At 76.0% G+C, this 21,009-nt stretch carries 17 protein-coding genes; 7 read left to right on the forward strand and 10 right to left on the reverse strand.

Annotated features, from left to right (window positions below; translation table 11 throughout):
- Positions 1 to 2 precede the first annotated feature (2 nt).
- Together HLV61_RS05100 and ilvA are read left to right on the forward strand one after the other, a co-directional pair.
- Positions 3 to 6,023: a DUF4011 domain-containing protein gene (locus HLV61_RS05100; RefSeq protein ID WP_369253303.1), complete on the forward strand. Its 6,021-nt coding sequence runs from the start codon at positions 3 to 5 to the stop codon at positions 6,021 to 6,023.
- Positions 6,024 to 6,070: 47 nt separating this feature from the next.
- Positions 6,071 to 7,345, forward strand: a complete 1,275-nt coding sequence (gene ilvA, locus HLV61_RS05105; RefSeq protein WP_369253304.1) for a threonine ammonia-lyase IlvA — start codon at positions 6,071 to 6,073, stop codon at positions 7,343 to 7,345.
- Positions 7,346 to 7,348: 3 nt separating this feature from the next.
- On the opposite strand, the gene HLV61_RS05110 is transcribed toward ilvA, so the two are convergent.
- Both HLV61_RS05110 and HLV61_RS05115 read right to left on the reverse strand, forming a co-directional pair.
- A complete protein-coding gene (locus tag HLV61_RS05110; protein WP_369253305.1) occupies positions 7,349 to 9,535 on the reverse strand; it encodes a SpoIIE family protein phosphatase in 2,187 nt (728 codons plus the stop codon).
- A gap of 11 nt (positions 9,536 to 9,546) precedes the next feature.
- Positions 9,547 to 9,897, reverse strand: coding sequence for an STAS domain-containing protein (locus tag HLV61_RS05115; protein WP_369253306.1), 351 nt, complete (start codon positions 9,895 to 9,897; stop codon positions 9,547 to 9,549).
- A gap of 69 nt (positions 9,898 to 9,966) precedes the next feature.
- On the opposite strand from HLV61_RS05115, the gene HLV61_RS05120 reads away from it, so the two are divergent.
- A complete protein-coding gene (locus HLV61_RS05120; protein ID WP_369253307.1) occupies positions 9,967 to 10,395 on the forward strand; it encodes an ATP-binding protein in 429 nt (142 codons plus the stop codon).
- Positions 10,396 to 10,399: 4 nt separating this feature from the next.
- Here HLV61_RS05120 and HLV61_RS05125 read toward each other — a convergent pair whose 3' ends face one another.
- From HLV61_RS05125 to HLV61_RS05135, 3 genes are all read right to left on the reverse strand, one after another.
- A complete protein-coding gene (locus tag HLV61_RS05125; protein WP_369253308.1) occupies positions 10,400 to 10,996 on the reverse strand; it encodes an HD domain-containing protein in 597 nt (198 codons plus the stop codon).
- Between the two features lie 90 nt (positions 10,997 to 11,086).
- Complete coding sequence (locus tag HLV61_RS05130; RefSeq protein WP_369253309.1) at positions 11,087 to 12,052, reverse strand: TIGR03557 family F420-dependent LLM class oxidoreductase; 966 nt, start codon at positions 12,050 to 12,052, stop codon at positions 11,087 to 11,089.
- A 126-nt stretch (positions 12,053 to 12,178) separates the two neighbouring features.
- Positions 12,179 to 12,610 carry an ester cyclase gene (locus HLV61_RS05135; protein ID WP_369253310.1) on the reverse strand — a complete coding sequence of 144 codons (432 nt, stop codon included), beginning with the start codon at positions 12,608 to 12,610 and terminating at the stop codon, positions 12,179 to 12,181.
- A 224-nt stretch (positions 12,611 to 12,834) separates the two neighbouring features.
- On the opposite strand from HLV61_RS05135, the gene HLV61_RS05140 reads away from it, so the two are divergent.
- The 4 genes from HLV61_RS05140 to HLV61_RS05155 all read left to right on the forward strand — a co-directional run bounded on the left by HLV61_RS05140 (position 12,835) and on the right by HLV61_RS05155 (position 17,422).
- Positions 12,835 to 13,998, forward strand: coding sequence for an RtcB family protein (locus tag HLV61_RS05140; RefSeq protein ID WP_369253311.1), 1,164 nt, complete (start codon positions 12,835 to 12,837; stop codon positions 13,996 to 13,998).
- Between the two features lie 89 nt (positions 13,999 to 14,087).
- Positions 14,088 to 14,945, forward strand: a complete 858-nt coding sequence (locus HLV61_RS05145; RefSeq protein WP_369253312.1) for a LysR family transcriptional regulator — start codon at positions 14,088 to 14,090, stop codon at positions 14,943 to 14,945.
- A 115-nt stretch (positions 14,946 to 15,060) separates the two neighbouring features.
- On the forward strand, positions 15,061 to 16,512 hold the full coding sequence (locus HLV61_RS05150) for an amidohydrolase family protein (RefSeq protein ID WP_369253313.1): 1,452 nt from the start codon (positions 15,061 to 15,063) through the stop codon (positions 16,510 to 16,512).
- A gap of 10 nt (positions 16,513 to 16,522) precedes the next feature.
- Positions 16,523 to 17,422, forward strand: coding sequence for an SMP-30/gluconolactonase/LRE family protein (locus tag HLV61_RS05155; RefSeq protein ID WP_369253314.1), 900 nt, complete (start codon positions 16,523 to 16,525; stop codon positions 17,420 to 17,422).
- 1 nt (position 17,423) lies between these two features.
- Here the strand turns inward: HLV61_RS05155 and HLV61_RS05160 are convergent, their stop codons facing one another.
- Genes HLV61_RS05160 through HLV61_RS05180 form a run of 5 tightly spaced genes read right to left on the reverse strand, consistent with a single transcriptional unit; the run spans position 17,424 to position 20,364 of the window.
- Complete coding sequence (locus HLV61_RS05160; protein ID WP_369253315.1) at positions 17,424 to 17,726, reverse strand: phosphatase RsbU N-terminal domain-containing protein; 303 nt, start codon at positions 17,724 to 17,726, stop codon at positions 17,424 to 17,426.
- A complete protein-coding gene (locus HLV61_RS05165; RefSeq protein ID WP_369253316.1) occupies positions 17,723 to 18,142 on the reverse strand; it encodes an STAS domain-containing protein in 420 nt (139 codons plus the stop codon). The genes HLV61_RS05160 and HLV61_RS05165 overlap by 4 nt, the downstream gene beginning before the upstream one ends.
- Complete coding sequence (locus HLV61_RS05170; RefSeq protein ID WP_369253317.1) at positions 18,139 to 19,053, reverse strand: STAS domain-containing protein; 915 nt, start codon at positions 19,051 to 19,053, stop codon at positions 18,139 to 18,141. Before HLV61_RS05170 ends, HLV61_RS05165 begins: the two co-directional genes overlap by 4 nt.
- The gene (locus HLV61_RS05175) at positions 19,050 to 20,129 is read right to left on the reverse strand and encodes a sigma-70 family RNA polymerase sigma factor (RefSeq protein ID WP_369253318.1); all 1,080 of its coding nucleotides are present in this window, start codon (positions 20,127 to 20,129) and stop codon (positions 19,050 to 19,052) included. Before HLV61_RS05175 ends, HLV61_RS05170 begins: the two co-directional genes overlap by 4 nt.
- 40 nt (positions 20,130 to 20,169) lie before the next feature.
- A complete protein-coding gene (locus HLV61_RS05180) occupies positions 20,170 to 20,364 on the reverse strand; it encodes a hypothetical protein (protein WP_369253319.1) in 195 nt (64 codons plus the stop codon).
- Positions 20,365 to 21,009: the final 645 nt, after the last annotated feature.

A 21,009-nucleotide genomic window follows, 5' to 3' on the forward strand; every position in this document is an offset into this window, starting at 1 on the left:
CCATGAGCACCACGGACACCCGCCCGCATCCGCACGACGGTGTCCGGGCGGCCGTGGCGATCTCGGCCACCGGCACGCCGGTGCTCTCCTACGCCCTCGCGCACAACCGCGTCCCGGTGGTGTCGCGGCTGGCGTTCACCAACCACGGCGCGGCCGTCCGCGGCGCCACCGTGCGCCTCGGCGTGCAGGACGCCGAGGGCCCGATCGGCAGCCCGGTCGAGCTCCTCGTCGACCTCGACGCCGGCGCCACGACCGTGCTCAGCGACGTCGGCCTGGTCATGGACCCCGCCGCGATGCTGCAGATCGAGGAGCAGCGGCCCGGCTCCATCGAGATCGACATCGCCGTCGACGGCGTGGACGTGGCCGGCACCGCCCTCCCGGTGCAGGTGCTGGCCGCCAGCCAGTGGCTGGCCACCCCCGTGCCGCTGGCGCTGGAGATGCTCGCCGCGCACGTCCTGCCCAACCACCCCGCGGTGACCGCGCTGCTGGCCGAGGCCGCCGCGCTGCTCGAGGAGCGCACCGACGACCCGTCGGTGCAGGGCTACCAGGCCGGTCCCGAGCGGGTCGACCAGATCGTCGCGGCGATCGCCGACGCCGTGCGCGCCCGCCGCATCCGCTACAGCGAGCCCCCGGCCAGCTGGGCCGACATCGGCCAGAAGGTGCGCACCCCCGGCGACGTCCTCGACGGGCGGGTGGGCACCTGCCTGGACACCGTCGTCGTGCTGGCCGCCGCGCTCGAGGCCGCCGGCGTCCGGCCGCTGCTGTGGGTGGCGGAGGGGCACTCCTTCCTCGGCTACTGGCGCGAGGAGCGCAGCGCCGAGAGCGCGGCCACCACCGACGTCGCGCCGATGGTCAACCTGGTCGACCTCGGCCTCGTGCGGCTGGTGGAGACGACGCTGCTGACCAGCCGGGCCGCCGAGGAGCCCGACGCCGAGCGGCTGCACCGCGCCGCCTACGACGCCTGGCTGCCCGGTGGGCTGGAGCGGGTGGTCGGCGTGACCGACGTCCACCGCGCCCGCCGCGACGGCATCCTGCCGCTGCCCGCCCGCACCCGCGGCCCGGACGGCTCGGTGCAGGTCATCGAGTACCGCCCCGCCGACCACGACCCCGCCGTCCGCCCGGCCGGCCGGCACGCCGCCCCGGTCCCCGGCAGCCGCCCCGGCGTGCCGCCGCGCGTGCAGCAGTGGAAGAACAGCCTGCTCGACCTGAGCCTGCGCAACCGGCTGATCAACTACACCGAGGGCGCCGGCCTGCCGCTGGTCGTCCCCGACGCCTACCTCGCCTCCCTCGCCGAGCAGCTCACCGGCGACGTCGCCGTCTCCCTGCTGCCCAGCGACCGGCTGGCCGCCGTCCACGTCGAGCGCGGCCTGCGCTCGGCTCGCGAGCTGCCGGTCGGGCTGCTCGGCGAGACGCTGGTCGACCGGCGGTCGGTGCACGCCGACGTCACCGAGGGCGGCTACCTGCCCCGGCTGCGCGGCCTGGCGCACCGCGCCCGCACCGTCCGCGAGGAGACCGGCGCCAACAACCTCTACGTCGCGATCGGCAGCCTCGCCTGGGAGCTCGACGGCCGGCCGCTGCGCTCGCCGCTGGTGCTGCTGCCCGTCGTCCTCTCCCCCGCCGGCCGCACCGGCGGCTACCGCCTGACCGCCGACGACGCCGCCGCCGTCAGCCCCAACTGGTGCCTGCTGGAGAAGCTGCGCCAGGTGCACGGGCTGACCGTCCCGGGCCTGACGACGGCGGGCACGGACGGCGAGAGCACCGACGTCGACACCGCCCTCACCGTCGTGCGCCAGGCGCTGGCCGACGCCGGGCTGCCCTTCCGCGTCGAGGCCACCGCCGACCTCGCCGTCCTGCAGTTCGCCAAGTACCGGCTGTGGCGCGACCTCGACGAGCACTGGGCCGAGCTCACCGCCAACCCGCTGGTGTCCCACCTCGTGCACGCCCCGACCGGCTCCTTCACCGACCCGGTGCCGGCCGCGGCCGCCGAGGTCGACCTCGACGAGCTGGCGGCCCGCTGCCCCGTCCCGGCCGACGCCTCGCAGCTGCGCGCGGTGGCCGAGGGCGTCGCCGGCCGCACGTTCGTGCTCGAGGGCCCGCCCGGCACCGGCAAGTCGCAGACCATCACCAACCTGCTCACCCGCGCGGTCGCCGACGGCAAGCGGGTCTTGTTCGTGGCCGAGAAGCGGGCCGCGCTCGACGTCGTCGCCCGGCGGCTCGAGGCGGTGGGCATGGGCCCGTTCGCCCTCGACCTGCACGATCGCGGCGCCCGCGCCGCCGAGGTGCGCGCGCGGGTGCGCGCGGCGCTGGACCACGCGGTCGCCGTCGACGAGCAGGGCCTGGCCGCCGACGGCGACGACCTGCGGGCCGCCCGGCGGTCGCTGGCCCGCTACGCCGACCGGCTGCACGCCCTGAACGCCGCGGGCCTGTCCTACTACTCGGCGCGGACCGCGCAGCTCGCCCTCGCCGACGACGTCCCGCAGCTGCCGGTGCCGCAGGCCTTCGCCGCCGCCGCGCCCGCCGCCACGCTGGCCGGGGTGCGGCGGGCGCTGGCGCTGCTGCCCGACGTCGCCGACCTCGTCCGCCCCTCCCTGCGGCACCCGTGGGCGTTCGTCGACACCTCCCGGGTGGACCTGCCCGCCGCCCAGCGGGTGACCGCCGAGGTCGACGCCGCGATGCGCGCGCTGCCGGCCGAGGAGCACCTCGCGCGGGCGCTGCGGGAGGTGCGCACCCCCGGCGACCTCGACGACCTCGCCCACCTGCTGTCCGGTCCCGCCGTGGGCCTCGACGTCCTCGACGAGGTGCCCACCGAGCGCTGGAGGACCGCGACGACGACGGTGCTCGGCGAGGTGGCCGCCTTCGCCTCGACCGTGCACCCGGGCCTGGAGCTGGCCACCCCGGAGGCGCTCGCGCTGCCGCTGGCCGACCTCTACGTCGCCGCCCAGACCGCGCAGGCCGCCCGCTGGTGGACCCGCCGGCAGGGGCTGCGCGCGGTGCGGGCGCAGCTGGCGCCGGTGCTGCGCCCGGGTGTGCCGGTCAAGCTGCGCGACGTCCCGGAGCTCACCGCCTCGCTGTGGCGGCTGCAGACCGCCGCCGCCGCGCTCGCCGCCCGCGCCTCGGTCATCCCGGGCCTGTCGGTGCCCGAGGGCTGGAACCCGCTGCTGCACCCGACGCTGCTCGACGGGCAGGTGGCCTGGCTGCGCCGCGCCGGCACGGTCGTGGACAGCGCGCGCGAGTTCGCCGTGGCGCTGCGCCGCTACGTGGTCGCCGGGCCCGGGCCGGACGCCGGCGCCGCCGCGGCCGTCGCCCGCCTGCGCGACGGCCTCGACGAGCTGCTGTCGGTCTGCCGCAGCACCCCGGCCGCGCTGGCCGCCTGGTGCGGCGGCGACGGCGTGGTGCTGCGCTGGGCGCTGACCCGGCCCGAGCGCGGCGTCGAGCACGGCGGGCTGATCTCGCTGCGCCGCTGGGCGGAGTTCCTCGACACCCTCGAGCCGCTGCGCGCCGCCGGGCTGGCCGAGGCCCGCGCCGCGCTGGTGTCCGGGCGGCTTCCGGCCGAGGACGCACCGCGCGCCTTCGAGCACGGCCTGGCCGCGACCTCGTCGGCCGAGCGCCGGGCGGCCACCGGCCTGGACGGCTTCGACGAGGCCGCGCACGGCCGGGCGATCGCCCGCTTCACCGCCGCCTCCCGGGCGGTGCGCCGCCACCTGACCGCCGCGCTGCCCGCCGCCGTGCTGGCCGGCCGCCGGCTCGAGGACGCCGGCGGGGACGACGGCGGGGACGACGGCGGGGAGGACGGGGACCGGCTGGGCGCCCTGCAGCGCGAGCTGGGCCGCTCCCGCAAGGGCCTGAGCGTGCGCGCGCTGCTGGCGGAGTACGGCGACCTGGTCACCGCGGTCATGCCGTGCGTGCTGGTCAGCCCCGACTCGGTGGCGCGCTTCTTCCCCGCCAAGGCCGGCCAGTTCGACCTGGTCGTGTTCGACGAGGCCTCGCAGATCCGCGTGGCCGACGCCGTCGGCGCGCTGGGCCGGGCGAGGGCCGCCGTGGTGGTCGGCGACAGCGAGCAGATGCCGCCGACGTCCTTCGCCGAGCCGGCCACCGCCGTGGACGACGAGCTCGCCGAACTGCTGGGCACCGCCGTCGAGGACGAGGAGTCGATCCTCAGCGAGTGCGTGCAGGCGCGGGTGCCGCGGCACTGGCTGTCGTGGCACTACCGCAGCCAGGACGAGTCGCTGATCGCCTTCAGCAACGCGCACTACTACGAGAACCGGCTGTCGTCGTTCCCGGCGCCCACGCACGGGCGGCCCTCGGGCGACGTCGACGGCCGCGGCATCTCGCTGGTGCGGGTGCAGGGCACCTTCCACCGCTCCGGCGCCGGCCGGCTGCTGCGCACCAACCCGCTGGAGGCCAAGGCCGTCGTCGCGGAGGTCCGCCGCCGCTTCGACGCGGTTGCGGGCGGGGATCCCACAGCGGTGCCCTCGATCGGCGTGGTCACGTTCAACGCCCAGCAGCGGGCCTACATCGAGTCGCTGCTGCGCGACGCCGGCGACGAGCGGCTGGCCGAGGCGCTGGACCGCACCGACGGCGAGGGGCTGTTCGTCAAGAACCTGGAGAACGTGCAGGGCGACGAGCGCGACGTGGTGCTGTTCTCCACCGGCTTCAGCGCCGACGACCGGGGTGTGCTGCCGCTGAACTTCGGCCCGCTGAACCGGGTGGGCGGCGAGCGGCGGCTGAACGTGGCGATCACCCGCGCCCGCCGCCAGGTCGTCGTCTTCTCCTCCTTCGACCCGTCGGCACTGCGGGCCGAGCAGACGTCGTCGCTGGGCATCAAGCACCTGCGCGCCTACCTCGACCTGGCCGCGCTCGGCACCGACGCGCTGCCGCGCGAGGCGCGGCGCCCCGGCGTGCCCGACCGGCACCGCGAGGAGATCGCCGAGGCGCTGCGCTCCCGCGGCCTGGCGGTGCGCACCGACGTCGGCCTCTCGGAGTTCCGCGTCGACCTGTCCGTGGCCCGCGCCGACGACCCGGGGACGCCGGTGATGGCCGTGCTGCTCGACGGTCCCGAGTGGGCGCGGCGGCGCACCGTCGGCGACCGCGACGGCCTGCCGGTCGAGGTGCTGTCCGGGATGCTCGGCTGGCCGGTGGTGGAGCGGGTGTGGCTGCCGTCGTGGCTGCGCGACCGCGACGCCGTGCTCGACCGCCTGACCGCCGCGGTGGCCGCGGCGGCCGAGCCCGCTCCCCCGGCGCCCGCACCGGCCGTCGTGGCCGGGCTCCCCGTACTCGTCGAGGAGCCTGTCGAGGTGCCCGTCGAGGAGCCGGCGAGGCAGGTGCTGCCGACGCTGCGGTCGATGGTGTCGGCCGCCGTCACCGCGCTGCCGGTGCCCCACCACCAGCCCGTCGACGCCCCGGTGGTGACGACGCCGGTGACACCGGTCCCGCTGACCGTCGTCCCCGACCTGACCGAGGACCCGGGCGAGGACCCGGTCGAGGAGCGGCGCTTCCGCCCGTGGGCGCCCAAGCCCGCCGGTGACCGCAAGGCCCTCGACGCCCTCGCCGACCCGCGCAACGCCCGCCTGGTGAAGCGGGTGCTGGCCGCCGGGCTCAAGGCGGAGGGACCGGTGCACCGCGACCGCCTGGTCCGCCTGGCCGCCGGCGCCTTCGGGCTCACCCGGGTGACCGAGGCCCGGCGCGACGCGCTGCTGGCCCTGCTGCCCGAGGGGGCCGTCGACGGCGAGGTGGTGTGGCCCGAGACCCTGGACCGGGAGACCTGGACGGCCTTCCGCCGCCAGTCCGCGAGCACCGTCCGCCCGCTGGAGCAGGTGCCGGTGCAGGAGGTCGGCAACGCGATGGTCGCCCTGTGCCGCGCCGGCGGGCCGCTGACGCAGGAGGAGCTGTTCCTGCGCACGGCCGAGGTGTTCGGCTACCGCCGCCGCACGCCGTCGCTGGCCCCGCTGCTGGCCGCGGCGCTGGCGCGGGTCACCGCCGCCGGCCGGGTCACCGTCGGCGACGACGGCCGGCTCACCGCCTGACGGCGGCGGAGATGGCCATTCCTGCCGCTCGGGGAGACTGGGGAGCCGTGGGCACCCCCGACTTCGCCGCCGACGTGCGCGACGCCGTCGGCCGGCTCGCGGGAGTCGCCGAGCGCACGCCGCTGCAGCGCAACCAGCGGCTGTCCGACCTCACCGGCGCCGACGTCTGGCTCAAGCGCGAGGACCTGCAGGTCGGCCGCTCCTACAAGGTCCGCGGCGCCTACAACACGATCAGCCGCCTGGACGACGCCGCCCGCGCCGCCGGGGTGGTCTGCGCCAGCGCCGGCAACCACGGCCAGGGCGTCGCGTACGCGTGCCGGGCGCTCGGCGTGCGCGGGGCGGTCGTCGTGCCCGGGACGACGCCGCGGCAGAAGCGCGCCCGCATCCGGGCGCTCGGCGGGGACGTGGTCGACCTCGTCGTCACCGGCGACACCTACGACGACGCCGCGGCCGCCGCGGCGGCCCACGCCCGCACCAGCGGGGCCACGCTCGTGCCCGCGTTCGACGCCTGGCCGGTCGTCGTCGGGCAGGCCACCGTGGCCGTCGAGGTGCTCGACCAGCTCGGCGGGCGCACCCCCGACGTCGTCGTGCTGCCGGTGGGCGGCGGCGGGCTGCTGGCGGGGTGCGGCACCTGGCTGGCGCAGGCGAGCCCCGGCACCCGGCTGGTCGGCGTGGAGCCCGCCGGCGCGGCGAGCATGGCCGCGGCGCTGGCCGCGGGGCACCCGGTCGAGCTGCCGGTGATCGACACGTTCGTCGACGGCGCCGCGGTGCGGCGGGCCGGCGCGGTCACCCTGCCGCTGGTGCGCGACTCCGGCGCCGAGGTGCTGGCCGTGCCGGAGGGCCAGATCTGCACCGAGATGCTCGAGCTGTACCAGGTCGACGGGATCATCGCCGAGCCCGCCGGGGCGCTGGCCACCGCGGCGCTCACCGGCGGCACCGTGCGGGTGGAGCCGGGCTCGACCGTGGTCTGCCTGCTCTCGGGCGGCAACAACGACGTCAGCCGCTACGCCGAGGTCGTCGAGCGCTCGCTGGTGCACCAGGGGCTCAAGCACTACTTCCTCGTCGAGTTCCCGCAGGAGCCCGGTGCGCTGCGCCGCTTCCTCGACGACGTGCTCGGCCCCGACGACGACATCGTGCTGTTCGAGTACGTCAAGCGGGACAACCGCGAGACCGGCGCCGCGCTCACCGGCATCGAGCTCGGCAGCGCCGCGAGCCTGCCGGGCCTGCTGGACCGGACCGCGGCGAGCCCGCTGCGCATCCAGCACCTCGACCCCGACTCGCCGGCGTACCGCTACCTCGTCCGCGGCGGCACGCTGGGTTGAGGCTCAGACGCGCGCCAGCCCGACCACGGTGACGTCGTCGGCGCCGGCCGGGTCGAGCGCGTCGACCACCGCGTCCACGACCTCCTGCGGCCCGCCGGGCGCCCCGGCCACCACCGCGCGCACCGTCTCCAGCCCCTCGGGCAGCGGCCGGTCGCGCCGCTCGACCAGGCCGTCGCTGTAGAGCAGCAGGCGGTCGCCGGCGTCCAGGCGCAGCTCCGCCTGCGGGTAGTCGGCGACGTCGAGCAGCCCCAGCGCGGGTCCGCGCCCGTCGGTGACCAGCCGCGCGGTGCCGTCGCCGCCGTGCACGGCCGGCAGGTGCCCGGCGCTGGCCAGCGCCAGCTCGCCGGTCACCGGGTCCAGCTGAACGACGACGGCGGTGGCCATCTCCCCCGGCAGCAGCGCGGCCACCAGCCGGTTGAGCTCGGCCAGCGCCGCGCCGGGGCCCTCGTCGCGCAGCAACGCCGCGCGCAGGGCGTGCCGCAGCTGGGCGGTGACCGAGGCGGCGGTCAGCCCGTGCCCGGCGGCGTCGCCGAGCACCACGGCCAGCCGGCCGCTGGGCAGCGGCACGAGGTCGTACCAGTCGCCGCCCACGACGTCGGCCTCGCTCGGCCGGTACCGGGCGCCGAGCGCGACGCCGGGCACCGCGGGCAGCTCCTCGAGCAGCAGGGTCCGCTGCAGCGCGGCCGACAGCCGGTCGTCCTCGCCGGCGCGGGCGAGCACCGCCGCGCCGAGGTGGCCGGCCAGCGCGCGGGCGGCGCCCACCTCGTGCTCCCGCCACGGGCGGGCGGTGCCGCGGACGGTCTCGGTCCAGCGGGCGAACGACCGCCGGGGCGACAGCCGCCCGTCGGTGACCTTCGAGGTGCGCGGGTCCCCGCCCCAGCTGACCTCGCGCGGCGTCTCGGGGCGGAACCAGGCGAGGAAGTCGCCGCGCCCGCCGCCGACCTCGACGGCGAGCACGCCGCTGGCGTCGTCGGCGACGTCGTCGAAGCCGGGCAGCGCCAGGGTCAGCCGGTCGGTGGCACCGCCGGCCCGCAGCACCGCGGGGACGACGGCGGCCACCCGCTCGGCCGGCGGCGTGCTGCCGAGCAGGTGCAGCCGGCCGTCCAGGCGCACCGCGGCCCCGGCGGCGGGCAGCAGGTCGAGCACGGTGAGGTCGCCGTCGACCAGCGCGGCCGCGGGCGTGCGCGGCGTGCGCCCGATCGCGGCCACCAGCTCGGCCTCGCGCTGCGCGACGGCGACCATCCCGTCGCGCTCGGCGGCCCCGACGGTGGTGTGCAGCAGCAGCGAGGCGGTGCGGCCGAGGAACTCCGCGGCGGTGCGGTCGGCGGCCGACGGGCGGTGGGCCCCGCTGTAGCCGTGGCAGGCGACGAGGCCCCACAGCCGGCCGCGGTCGATCAGCGACACCGACATCGACGCGGTGACGCCCATGTTGGCCAGGTACTCCAGGTGCACCGGGGAGACGCTGCGCAGCATCGCGCCGGAGAGGTCCAGTGGGCGGCCGGTGCCCGGCACCAGTGGCGGCTCCAGCGGCACCGGCGTGTACGTGGCGTCGGGGATGAGACGCATCCAGGAGGCGGCGTACAGCGCGCGGGCCTGGGCGGGGATGTCGGCGGCCGGGTAGTGCAGGCCGAGGAACGGCTCGAGGTCCGGGCGCCGGTCCTCGGCGACCACCTCGCCGTTCCACTCGGTGTCGAAGCGGTAGACCATCACCCGGTCGAAGCCGGTCAGCGCGCGGACCTCGCGGGCCAGCACGGCGGTCAGCCCCTCGAGCGTCGTGGGCGCCGACAGCCGCTGCAGCACGGTGGGCAGCCGCCGGTGCCAGGCCGCGGCCGCCTGCCCGGCGCCGGCCACCGGCTCCCACTCGGTGACCAGCAGGCCGCCGCTGCGGGAGAGGACCAGCTCCAGCTCGGTGCCGCCGGGCGCCACCCGCAGCGGCTCGGCCTCGGCGAGGTCGGCGGCCAGCGCCGCGCGCAGCCGGTCGAGCTCGGCGGGGGTCAGCAGGTCGGCCAGGGTGGCGCCGGTGGGGTCGGTCCCGAGGACCTCGGCGGCGTTGGCCGAGGCGACGACGACGGCGAGGCCGGGCTCGGTGACGGCGAGCAGCGCGCCGTGCGGCTGGATCGCGCCGGGGACCGCGATCGGCTCCTCGGCGCACCGGGCGAGGGCCTCCTCGTCGATCGTGGGCTGCGGCACGGCGGCCGCCCCTACGACCCGACCTCGCCGTCGCTCAGGGTCGCCGACTCGACCACGGGCACCAGGCGCTCCAGCTCCAGCAGGTCGATGACCAGCCGGACCGGCGCGTTCGACCGCGGGCAGACCACCTGCAGCGCGGTGCCGGCGGCCGCGGCGTCCCGCGCGGTGCGCGCGAGCTGGCGGGCGCCGGAGGAGTCCATGAACGTCGTCTCGGTCAGGTCGACGACCAGCGCACGGGGCGACGCGGACAGCTCGACCGCGACGCACGAGGCGAGTTGCACCACCGTCGCGATGTCCAGCTCGCCGCGTACCCTCAGCGCGGGTCGGCCGTGCACCGCCACGCGGTCGACGGCGAACTGCACGATCGGGCTCCCTCGGTACTCGGTTCTGACCCGGGGAGAGTAACGCCACGTCATGGGGAGGGGCCCGGCATGGACATCTCGTTCACCGTCCGCCTGCCCGTCGACGTCGGCAGCGTCCCCTTCGTCCGGGGCCTGTGCCGGCAGGCGCTCGAGCACCTGCGCGTGGAGCGCACGGTCGTCGACGAGACGACGCTGGCACTCACCGAGGCCTGCGCGAACGTCGTCCAGCACGCCGGGGACCACGGTGGGTACCAGGTGTCGGTGGAGATCGACCGCGGCCTGTGCCGGATCACCGTGGTCGACGACGGCACCGGCTTCGACCTCGACGAGGCCGCCGCCCGACCGGGCCCCGACGGCGAGCGCGGCGCGGGGCTCACGCTCATGCAGGCGCTGGTCGACCGGCTGGACTTCCGCCGTGACCCCGACGGCCGGCACACCGTCCGCCTGGAGAAGCGGCTGACCAGCCGCCCGTCGCTGCGCCTGCTCGACCGCAGCTGACGCCTCAGGCGTCCAGCGGGTTGGCCTGCGCCCGGGCGGCGAAGCCGGCGGCCGTGAACCGGCCGGCGAGGGAGTCGGGCTTGCGGCGGGCCTGGTCGGTGAAGCAGGCGACGAACTCGTCGATGAGGCCCAGCCGCGGGTACCGGGCGAGGACCTCGGCGCGCAGGTCCGCGGGCCAGGCGTCCGGGTCGCGCCCGGAGATGTCCAGGCCGGTGGCCAGCTCCAGCAGGTGCCCCTCCGGATCGGCGTCGACGTCGACCTCCGGGGCCATGTGCGCGACGACGACCTCCGCGACCCGCCGCCGGCGCCCGGCCGGCCAGCCCGCGCCGGCGGCGAACACCCAGCCGACCGCGCCACCGGCCTCCTCGAACGGCACGGTCGCGCTGTCGAAGACCGGCGTCAGGCCGAGGTCGTGGACCATCGCCGAGACGAACAGCAGCTCGGCGTCGACGTCGATGCCGTGGCGGGCCGCGTGGTCGGCGGCCCACAGGTAGGAGCGCAGGCAGTGGTTCACCAGGGCCGGGGAGCTGAACTCCTGCACCACCTCGCGGGCGAGGCGGCAGGCGGCGGTGTCGGGCAGCGCGGGCAGGGAGACGGTCACGGACGGGGAGTGTGCCGCTGTCCGTGACCTCCCCCCACCCGTCCGCGCGTGCTGGCAGCTCCGTTGCGGAACCCGGCAGGGACGACGGGGTCAGGACGCCTTGAGCGCCTTCACCCGCTCGATGAGCCCGCCGGCGCAGGCGTCGATGAAGCCGTCGGGGTCCGGCCCGGCGTTCTGCAGCACGATGTGGTCGAACCCGGCGTCGACGTAGGGCTGCACCTGCTGCAGGTGCTTCTCGGCGTCCGGCCCGCAGGAGAACTGCTCCCGGATGTCGTCGGCCCTCACCGTCGCGCTGGCGGCGTCGAAGTTGACCGGGTTGGGCAGCTCGCTCATCACCTTCCAGCCGGTGACCGCCCAGCGGCTGGTCTCCAGCGCGGCCTGCACGGCGGACTCCTCGTCGGCTGCCCACGCCATCGGCACCTCGGCGTACAGCGGGCCGGAGCCGCCGGCGTCGTGGAAGGCGCTGACGAGGTCCTCGCGCGGCTCCGTGGCGAACAGGCCGTCACCGAACTCCGCGGCCAGCTCCGAGGCGTTGTGCCCGCCGCTGGCCACGGCGATGACCGGCAGCTGCTCGGGCAGGTCGAAGACGCGGGCGTCCTCGAGCTGGAGGTACTTCCCCTCGAAGGTCTGGTAGCCGCCCTGCCACAGCTGCCGGATGATCTGCAGCGCCTCACGCAGCATCGCGTGCCGCACGTGCACGGCCGGCCAGCCGGTGCCGACGACGTGCTCGTTGAGCCGCTCACCGGAGCCGATGCCGAGGGTGAAGCGGCCGCCGGAGAGGATCTGCACCGTCGCCGCGGCCTGGGCGACGACCGCCGGGTGGTACCGGATGATCGGGCAGGTCACGCCGGTGACCAGGCCGATCCGCTCGGTCCTCGCGGCCATGGCGCCGAGCATCGACCAGGTGAACCCACTGTGGCCCTGGGCCTCCAGCCACGGGTGGTAGTGGTCGCTGAGCTCGACGAAGTCGAAGCCCGCCTCCTCGGCCCGGACCGTCTGCCGGACGACCTCCTCGGGCGGGAATGCCTCGGTGGCGAGCTTCAGTCCGACCTGCATGTCCTCGTCCTCACTGCTGGTGTCCGGCGGTCGCACCGGGGCTGCCCGTGGCCCGCGGAACGGAAACGGCACGCCAGGGCTCCCGTACCGCCGCGGCCACCGGGCCGGGACGTCCTCAGGTGCGGCTCACCCCGGGACGACGTCCATCCGCAGCCCCAGCTGCTCGAGGAAGGTCTTCTGGTCGAGGAAGCCGACGACGCTCGTGATGCCGTCCGCGCCGACCTCGACCACGTCGATGCCGGGCAGGTCGCACGAGCCTCCGGTCGGCTCCGGCAGGCCCGGCATCGGCCCGCTGTTCGTGCCCTGCAAGCGCCACCGAACGTAGGCCCGGGAGCCCTCGCCGACGACGTCCTCCATGACGAAGACGAGATCGGGGAAGGCCGCGACCAAGGCCGTGACGTAGCCGGCGAGCGCGGCCTTGGGCAGTGGCTCGGGCAGCGTCGGGTCGACGTAGGTCCCGCCGTCGGCGAACAGCGCGGCGACCGCCTCGCCGTCGTGCTCGTTCCACCCCCGCAGGTACTGCTCGGCCAACTCGACGGCGGTGAGCGTGGTGGTCATCGTGGTTCCCCTCGATCGGTGGACGGGGCACCGGGGCGCGAGGGCCGCGCCAGGGTGGGCACGGGGACTGCAGAGGTGCCGAGACTACGGCCGGGTGCCGCGGGACCCCCACCTGTTCCCGAACGGGTAATGCGGTCGCGTCGCGCGGGCCGGGCGCGTGTACTGCTCCGGCCCCACCGGCAGGAATGGCCGTTCCTGCCGCCGCCTGGAGAGACGAAAGGACCATGGAGAAGATCAGCGAGCGCCTGCTCAGCTGGGCGTCGATCCTCGAGGACTCGACCCGCGAGCAGGCCGAGCGCACCGCATCGCTCCCGTTCATCCACCCGCACCTGGCGCTCATGCCCGACGCCCACCTGGGCCTCGGCGCGACCGTCGGCTCGGTCATCCCCACCGACGGCGCGATCATCCCCGCCGCGGTCGGGGTGGACATCGGCTGCGGGATGATGGCCGTCCGCACCCAGTTCACCGGCGACGACGTCCGCGGCCGGGACCTGCCCGTGCTGCACGAGCAGATCGCGCGGGCGATCCCGCTGTCGGCCGGTCGCTCCAACAAGAAGGTGCGCGAGACGGCGGCCGCGCGGGTCGAGGAGCTGCGCGGCCTGCCGGGCGCGGCGCAGGCCGACGGCGTGGCGCCGAACTGGCCGCAGCAGCTGGGCTCGCTGGGCTCGGGCAACCACTTCATCGAGGTCTCCCTCGACGAGGCCGACCGGGTGTGGCTGTTCCTGCACTCGGGCTCGCGCGGCGTGGGCAACAAGCTCGCGTCCGAGCACATCCGGATCGCGCAGGAGCGCACCCGGGCGCGCGGCGTCGAGGTGCCCGACCGCGACCTCGCCTTCCTCGAGGAGGGCGAGCCGGAGTTCGACGCCTACGTCGAGGCGCTGCGCTGGGCGCAGCGGTTCGCCGCGCTCAACCGCGAGGAGATGATGGACCGGGTCGCCGACCAGGTCTCGCGGTTCATGGGCGAGGAGGTGCACCGGGCGCAGGTCGTCCAGTGCCACCACAACTACACCGAGCGGGAGACGCACGACGGCCGCGAGGTCTGGCTGTCCCGCAAGGGGGCGATCTCCGCGCGCTCCGGCCAGTGGGGGCTCATCCCGGGCTCGATGGGCGCCGCGTCCTACGTCGTCGTCGGCAAGGGCGACGCCGCGTCGCTGCACTCGGCGCCGCACGGTGCCGGGCGGGCGTTCTCCCGGTCGGCCGCGCGCAGGCGGTTCAGCCGGGCCGACCTCGACCGGCGCATGCAGGGCATCGCCTGGGGCCGCTCGGACGCCTTCCTCGACGAGCACCCCGATGCGTACAAGTCCATCGACGTCGTCATGGCCGACGCCGCCGACCTGGTGGAGGTGCGGCACACGCTGCGCCAGGTGGTGAACGTCAAGGGCGACTAGCCGGCCGTCGTGCTCTGCCCACACCTGTGAGCAGAGCACGAGCTCGCCGGACCCTTCCCCGCGGGGCGGCCGGGGAGGACAGTCGGCGCGTGGACGTCGAGTCGCTGCGCTGCGTCCTCACCCTGGCCGAGGAGCTGCACTTCGGCCGGTCGGCGCAGCGGCACTTCCTGGACGCCGGCGCGTTCTCCCGGCGGGTGCAGCGGCTCGAGCGCGACCTCGGCGCCCGGCTGTTCGACCGCACCAGCCGGCGGGTGGCGCTCACGCCCGCCGGGCAGCGGGTGGTCGCCCACGCCCGCACGGTGCTCGCCGCGCTCGACCGGCTGCCCGAGGTCGCCACCGCCCGCGACGGGAGTGACGGCGTGCTGCGGGTCGGCGTCCTCGGCTTCGGCGTCGCCGACCGCTGGCCCGCGCTGCGCGACGTCGTCACCGCGGCCGCGCCCGGGACGCGGCTGGTGCACGCCGAGCTGGACATGGACGACCAGTACGACGCCGTCCGCCGCGGCGACCTCGACGTCGGCCTGGTGCAGCACTTCGGCGGCGTCGACGGGCTGGACTTCCGGACGGTGCTGACCACGCCCACGGTGGTCGTGGCGCCCACGGACTCGCCCCTGGCCGACGCTCCCCTGCTCACCCGCGAGGACGTCGCGGACGAGCCGTGGTTGCGGCTGTCCGCGCCGCACCCGCGCTCCCGCGAGTGGATCGGCCCGGCCGGCGTCGGCGGCTCCGGCGCGGCGGTCCGCCACCCGGCCGCGATCCCGGCGGCGGTGGCGACCACCGGCCTGCTCGGCCTGCACGGCGCCGCGGCGGCGCGGTTCTTCCCGCGGCCCGACGTCCGGTTCGTCCCGCTCGACGCCCCGCCGGTGGAGGTCGCCGTCGTCACCCGGGCGGCCGACCGGCGCCCGGCGGTGGCGGCTTTCCGGGAGGCGGCCACGGCGGTCGCGGGCTGACCGGATCGTTGCCGATCGCGCGGATGATCCGGCCCGCCGCCCGGTGGTGGAGTGGCCGTGCTCACCCGGAGAGCCGCCACCGAGGCCGGCTCCCGACGTCGCGGAGGTCCCGGTCATGGCCCAGCAGCGCACCCTCGTCACCGGCGGGCACGTCGTCTCGATGGACCCCGCGATCGGCGACCTGCCGGTCGGGGACGTGCTGGTCGAGGACGGCGCCATCGTCGCCGTCGCCCCGTCGGTCCCGGCCGGCGACGCGGAGGTGGTCGACGCGACCGGGCACGTCGTCCTGCCCGGGCTGGTCGACACCCACCGGCACACCTGGCAGTCGATCGTCCGCGGCATCTGCGCCGACTGGACGCTCGGCGACTACTACTTCGGCATCCGGCTGGCGATCTCCCCGGCGATGGCGCCCGAGGACGTGCGGCTCGGCCAGCTCGTCGGCGGCGCCGACGCCCTCGACGCCGGGGTGACGACGCTGCTGGACTTCTCGCACACCAACAACACCCCCGACCACTCCGACGCCGCGGTGACCGGGATCCGCGAGTCCGGCGTCCGCGCGGCGCACTGCCACGGCTTCTTCGAGAGCCGCCCCGCCGAGCCGCGGTTCGGCACGCACGCCGACCGGGTCCGCGACTTCGCCCGGCTGGCCGAGCAGCACTTCCCGGGCCCCGACGGGCTGGTCACCCTCGGCGTCTCGCTGAGCGAGGTGTTCGGCCAGCCGTGGCAGCAGACGGTCGACGAGCTGACCCTGGCCCGCGAGTACGGCGCGCTGATCGTCAACCACACCGGCTGCGTGTGGGGCAGCTGCGTGACCGGCGGCATCCGCGAGCTCGACGCCGCCGGCCTGCTCGGCCCCGACATCGTGCACGTGCACTGCAACGCCCTCGACGACGAGGAGTGGACGGCGCTGGCCCGCAGCGGCGGCAAGGTGTCGATCTCGGTGGAGACCGAGCTCAACATGGGCATGGGCCGGCCGGTGTTCGAGCGGTGCCGCCGGCACGGGCTGGCGCCGACGCTGTCGGCCGACGTCATCTCGCTCAACAGCGGCGACCTGTGGCACCAGATGCGCTTCGGCCTCGGCTTCGACCGCTGGGACGCCACGCACGCGGACAACCTGGCCGGCCGGATGCCCGAGACGATGGTCGCCACTGCCCGCGACGCGCTCACCTGGACGACGGTCAACGCCGCCGACGCGATGGGCATGGGCGACCGGATCGGCTCGCTCACCCCGGGCAAGCGCGCCGACCTCGTGTTGGTCGGCGGGCCGTCGTTCGAGATGGCGCCGCGGCCCGACGTCGTCGGCTCACTGGTCTTCCAGACGACGGTCGCCGACGTCCGGACGGTCCTGGTGGACGGCCGGGTGGTCAAGCGGGACGGGGTGCTCGTCGACCACGACCTGCGCGCGCTCACCCGGCAGGCCGAGGCCGCGTGCGAGCGCGTGCTGCAGCGGGTGGCCGACGAGGGCCGGACGCTGCCCGGCACCCCGGAGAACGGCTGGGAGCTCATAGAGCCGCTGTTCCAGGCCAACCGCCCGCAGCCGGCAGCGCCGGCCGCCGCGAGGTCCTAGGGTCCGCGCCATGGCAGAGCGGACGGTCAGGACGGTCCTCCCCGGCGGCGGGTTCTTCGAGGGCCCGCGCTGGCGCGACGGCACGTGGTGGGTGTCGGACTTCTACCGGCACACGGTCAGCCGGGTGAGTGCCGACGGGCAGGAGACCGTGCAGTTCGAGGTGCCCGGGCAGCCCTCGGGCATGGGCTGGCTGCCGGACGGCTCGCTGGTCGTCGTGTCGATGAAGACCCACGAGGTCCTGCGCTGGGACGGGTCGTCGCTGTCGACGTACGCCGACCTGTCGGAGCACTGCGGCGGGCACCTCAACGACCTCGTCGTCGACGCGACCGGGCACGTGTTCGCGGGCGACTTCGGCTACGACCTCATGGGCGGCGGCGCCGTCGCCACCGCGTCGCTCAAGCGGATCGACCCCGACGGCAGCGTGTCGGTGGCCGCCGACGGGCTGCAGTTCCCCAACGGCGCCGTCATCACGCCGGACGGCGGCACGCTCGTCGTCGGCGAGACCCTCGGCAACCGCTACACCGCCTTCGACCTCGCGCCCGACGGGTCGCTGACCAACCGCCGCGTGTGGGCGTCGCTCGGGCAGGAGGTGACGGGGGCGACCACCGAGGAGGTGCTCGGCCAGCTCGCCGTCGCCCCGGACGGCTGCGCACTGGACGCCGACGGCTGCATCTGGGCGGCCGACGCCGTCGGCGGGCGGGTCGTGCGGGTGGCCGAGGGCGGTGAGATCGTCGACGCCGTCGCCGCGCCCGAGGGCCTCGGCGTGTACGCCTGCATGCTCGGCGGCGACGACGGCCGCACGCTGCTGATGTGCGCCGCGCCGGACTTCTACGAGCACAACCGCGCGCCGGTGCGCGAGGCGGTGCTGCTGGCCACCGAGGTCGACGTCCCGCAGGCCGGCCTGCCCTGAGCTACGCGGGGCGCCCCCGCCCGCCCGGGGAGCGGCGCTGCGACATGTCGTAGCTGGCGACGAGCTCGAGCAGGAAGTCCGACGCCGCCTGGGCCACGGCGGGGACCTCGTCGGCGGGGGTGTCGCGCAGCACCTCGAGGAGGACGTCGTGGTGCACGCGGACCACCTCCAGCAGGCTGATGTCCGCGGCGAGCGCGGCGCGGCCCAGCTGGTAGCCGGCCTCGAGCGCCGACTCCTCGCGGCGGCCGAGGTGGCGGAGGAGGGCCGCCCGGTGGTCGCGGTGCAGGTCGGCGATGGTGGTCACCGGGCCGGGCCGATCGACGCGCCGGCCGTGGCGGCGAGGTGGGTCAGTCCCTCCTCCAGGTCCAGCGCCGTCACCAGGGACCCGGTGTCCATGCCGAGCTGGACGATGACGAACGCGACGTCGGGCTGGATGCCGACGACGACCGTCCGCGCGCCCCGCAGCCGGGCCATGTCGGCGATGCCGCGCAGGGTGCGGGTGGCGAAGGAGTCGACGACGTCCAGCGCCGCGACGTCGATGATCACGCCCTTGGCACGGTCGCGGCCGATCCGGTCGACCAGGTCCTCCCGGAACCGCTCCAGCTGCGAGTCGTCCAGGGCGGTGTGGATGGAGGCGATCAGGATGCTGCCCTGCCGCAGGATGGAGAACAGCCGCGGGCCGGAGGTCGTCGCACCCGAGGTCGTCGCACCTGTGGTCATGGCGCCGGCGCCCCGTCCGGGCGTGCCGTCGCGTAGCCGAGCATCCGCTCGGCCTCCTCGAGGCCGCCCTGCAGGTCGCCGATGGTGGCCATCTTGCTGAGGTCGACGCCGATGGTGACCAGGGTCTGGGCGATGTCCGGTGACAGCCCGGTGATGATCACGCTGGCGCCCATCAGCCGGGACGCGTCGACGGTCTGCACGAGATGGTTGGCCACCGTCTCGTCCATGCCGGGCACGCCGGTGATGTCGATGACGACGACCTTGGCGCGGTGCGTGCGGATGGCACCGAGCAGTTGCACGGTCAGCTGCCGGGCGCGCTCGCGGTCGAGGACCCCGATGATCGGCAGGATCAGCAGCCGCTCGCGGACGGGCAGCACCGGCGTCGACAGCTCCCGGATGGAGTCCTGCTGCTGCCGGATGACCCGCTCGCGCTCGTCGACGAAGCTGACCGCGACGGTGTTGGCGATGCGGTTGGCGGCCGGCTCGTAGGCGTCCAGGACCCGGTTGAGCATGCCGAAGTCGCGCTGGTACTTCTCGAACAGCGAGCGGGCGAGCACGTCGCGCAGCAGCAGCACGATGCCGACGACCTCGTGGGTCTCCACGCCGCGGGGGATGATCCGCTCGGAGAGGTCCCGGGCGTACTGCTGCAGCGCCGCCACGCTGCCGGTCTCCAGCACCTCCACGTAGTTGTCGTAGACCGAGGTGGTCTCGGCCGACATCTCCTGGCTGGTCATGGCCTGCAGCAGGGTCTCCTCCCGGATGCGGGAGACCCACTGCTCGCGGAGCTTGGTGCGGTGCTCGCGCAGGTGTGCCACGAGCTCGGGGAGGAGGGCCTCCTGGTCCCCGTCCAGGGACCGCGGCGGCTCGGTCCGGGATCCCCTGCGCAGGCCGTCCTCGCGCGTGCCGGTCATCGCTCTCCCCACCACTTCGTCATCGTCACGGTCGTGCCGCGCCCCACCTCGGAGACGATCGCGAACTCGTCCATCAGCCGCCGCGCTCCCGGCAGTCCCAGGCCGAGCCCGTCGTAGGTGCTGTAGCCGTCGTGCAGGGCCCGGTCGACGTCGGGGATCCCGGGGCCGACGTCGCGCGCGACGATGCGGATGCCCCGGCGCGGCTCCTCCAGGACCTCGATCACGACCTCGCCGGCGTCGGCGAACTTGACGATGTTGCGGGTCACCTCGGACACCGCGGTGGCTATCGCGGTCAGGTCGGTCGAGGGGAACCCGACGCCGGTCGCGACCTCGCGGGCGGCCGAGCGGGCGGCGACGACGTCGGCGTCGGACTGCACGGGGACGCGGACGTCGGCCTCGCGGGCCCGGCCCCGCCCCACCAGCGGCTCGCTGAGCCGCGCGCAGACGTCGCACTCGAGCAGGTGCCGGGCGGCGTCGACCTCGCGCTGCCGGCGCCGGTCGCCGCCGGAGATCGCCAGCAGCACGGGCCGGCACCGGTCGGTCGGCGGCTCGATCCGCTCGACGGCGAGCAGGTACTCCACCCGCAGCCGGGCGCGGGTCCGGTTGAGCTGGGCGGCCACCGCGCCCGCCGTGGACCCCAGCTCCGCCGCCAGCGACCGGGTGTCCTGCCCGGAGACCTCGTGGGCGAGCAGCGTGGCGCGCTCCCGGTCCGTCAGCCGGGTCAGGGCCTCGGCGACCGCCTCGCGGTCCTCCTGGGCGAGGACGTCCTCGTCCGGCGCCTCCGGCGGCCGGAGGTCGACCACCCGGTGCTGGTTGCGACGCTGACGGGCCTGGTCCCGCCAGAGCGAGGCGACGACGTTGCGGGCCGTCACGATGGCGTAGGGCTCGAGCATCCCCGGCTCCACGCGCCCCGACGCGGCGAGCACTCGGGTCAGCGTCTCCTGCACCAGGTCGTCGGCGGTCGCCGGGTCCGGGACCCGGGAGGCGACGATCCTCCGGACGAGGGGGATCAGCGCCGTGATCTCGGCGGGCGACGGCCGGTCCCGGGGCGCGCCGGCCCGCCCCGCGGCGGCCATGGGCGAAAACTACGCCGCACGGTCTCACCGCGCCTCCTGCTCAGCAGGGCCGCGCGGGCGGCCGCCCGCGGACGAGGCGCACCCCGAGCCCGGCGAGGATGTGCTCACCCCGGCGCCGGCGCTCGCGGGCGCGCTCGCGCAGCAGGCCGGCCAGCACGGGGTTGGCCGCCTGCGCGCGGCGCTCGAGGAGCTGCGCCGCCGCCAGGTGGGTCGCCGCGCGGCGGAGTGCCTCCACGTGCTCGAGCCGCTCCTGCGGCCCCCGTGGTGTGGAGACCCCGCCCGCGGACCCTCGGTCCGTCCTCGTCCTGCTCGTCGTCATCAGCGCGTCCGGCCTCCCTCGATCCCCCGGGCACCCGTGACGACGCGCTGCCGCGGCCGGGATGACGCCCCGGCCCCGCGCGGGAGTGCGGACGCGCGGGGCGCCGGTGCATGACGCGGAGCCCTCGGCGCCCACAGGTGCGGGTTCCCGGACCGGCGCGGGACCCGGCGCGCCGTCCCCCCGTCATGCGGAGCGGACCGGCGCCTCTTCAGTCCGTGGGCCGGTGCCGCCTTCCGTCCGTGCCCCCGGCGAGGACGGCACCGGTCCGCGCATGCGAACGGACCTGCTCGCCGTGCGGGCAACCTGTTCCGCCAAGGAAGCCGTTGTCCGCAGGAGTGGGCCCCGCCCGGCACCTCTCGCACAAGTCGGCATCGCCCAGAAGAGGTCGCCGGGACCCAGGAGTTCGGCAACGCCCGCGTCCTGACCGTCGGCTCGGTCGCGCGGACCCTGCCGCGGGCCGCCCGGGTGGTCGCACTCCGCTCACCGATGCACCCAGACCGGCGCGCGCCTCATGGGCTGGTCGACCTGGGAACGACACAGGGGGTCCCGCCGAACGGCGGG

This window comes from Geodermatophilus amargosae (assembly GCF_041028265.1).
In the GTDB taxonomy this organism is placed as follows: Bacteria; Actinomycetota; Actinomycetes; order Mycobacteriales; family Geodermatophilaceae; genus Geodermatophilus; species Geodermatophilus amargosae_A.

Bases quoted from the DNA above. Each gene is read 5' to 3' on its own strand.
- HLV61_RS05100 (WP_369253303.1), top strand. From the start codon at position 3: ATGAGCACCACGGACACCCGCCCGCATCCGCACGACGGTGTCCGGGCG.
- HLV61_RS05120 (WP_369253307.1), top strand. From the start codon at position 9,967: ATGGACATCTCGTTCACCGTCCGCCTGCCCGTCGACGTCGGCAGCGTC.
- HLV61_RS05130 (WP_369253309.1), bottom strand. From the start codon at position 12,052: ATGCAGGTCGGACTGAAGCTCGCCACCGAGGCATTCCCGCCCGAGGAG.
- HLV61_RS05135 (WP_369253310.1), bottom strand. From the start codon at position 12,610: ATGACCACCACGCTCACCGCCGTCGAGTTGGCCGAGCAGTACCTGCGG.
- HLV61_RS05140 (WP_369253311.1), top strand. From the start codon at position 12,835: ATGGAGAAGATCAGCGAGCGCCTGCTCAGCTGGGCGTCGATCCTCGAG.
- HLV61_RS05150 (WP_369253313.1), top strand. From the start codon at position 15,061: ATGGCCCAGCAGCGCACCCTCGTCACCGGCGGGCACGTCGTCTCGATG.
- HLV61_RS05155 (WP_369253314.1), top strand. From the start codon at position 16,523: ATGGCAGAGCGGACGGTCAGGACGGTCCTCCCCGGCGGCGGGTTCTTC.
- HLV61_RS05165 (WP_369253316.1), bottom strand. From the start codon at position 18,142: ATGACCACAGGTGCGACGACCTCGGGTGCGACGACCTCCGGCCCGCGG.
- HLV61_RS05170 (WP_369253317.1), bottom strand. From the start codon at position 19,053: ATGACCGGCACGCGCGAGGACGGCCTGCGCAGGGGATCCCGGACCGAG.
- HLV61_RS05175 (WP_369253318.1), bottom strand. From the start codon at position 20,129: ATGGCCGCCGCGGGGCGGGCCGGCGCGCCCCGGGACCGGCCGTCGCCC.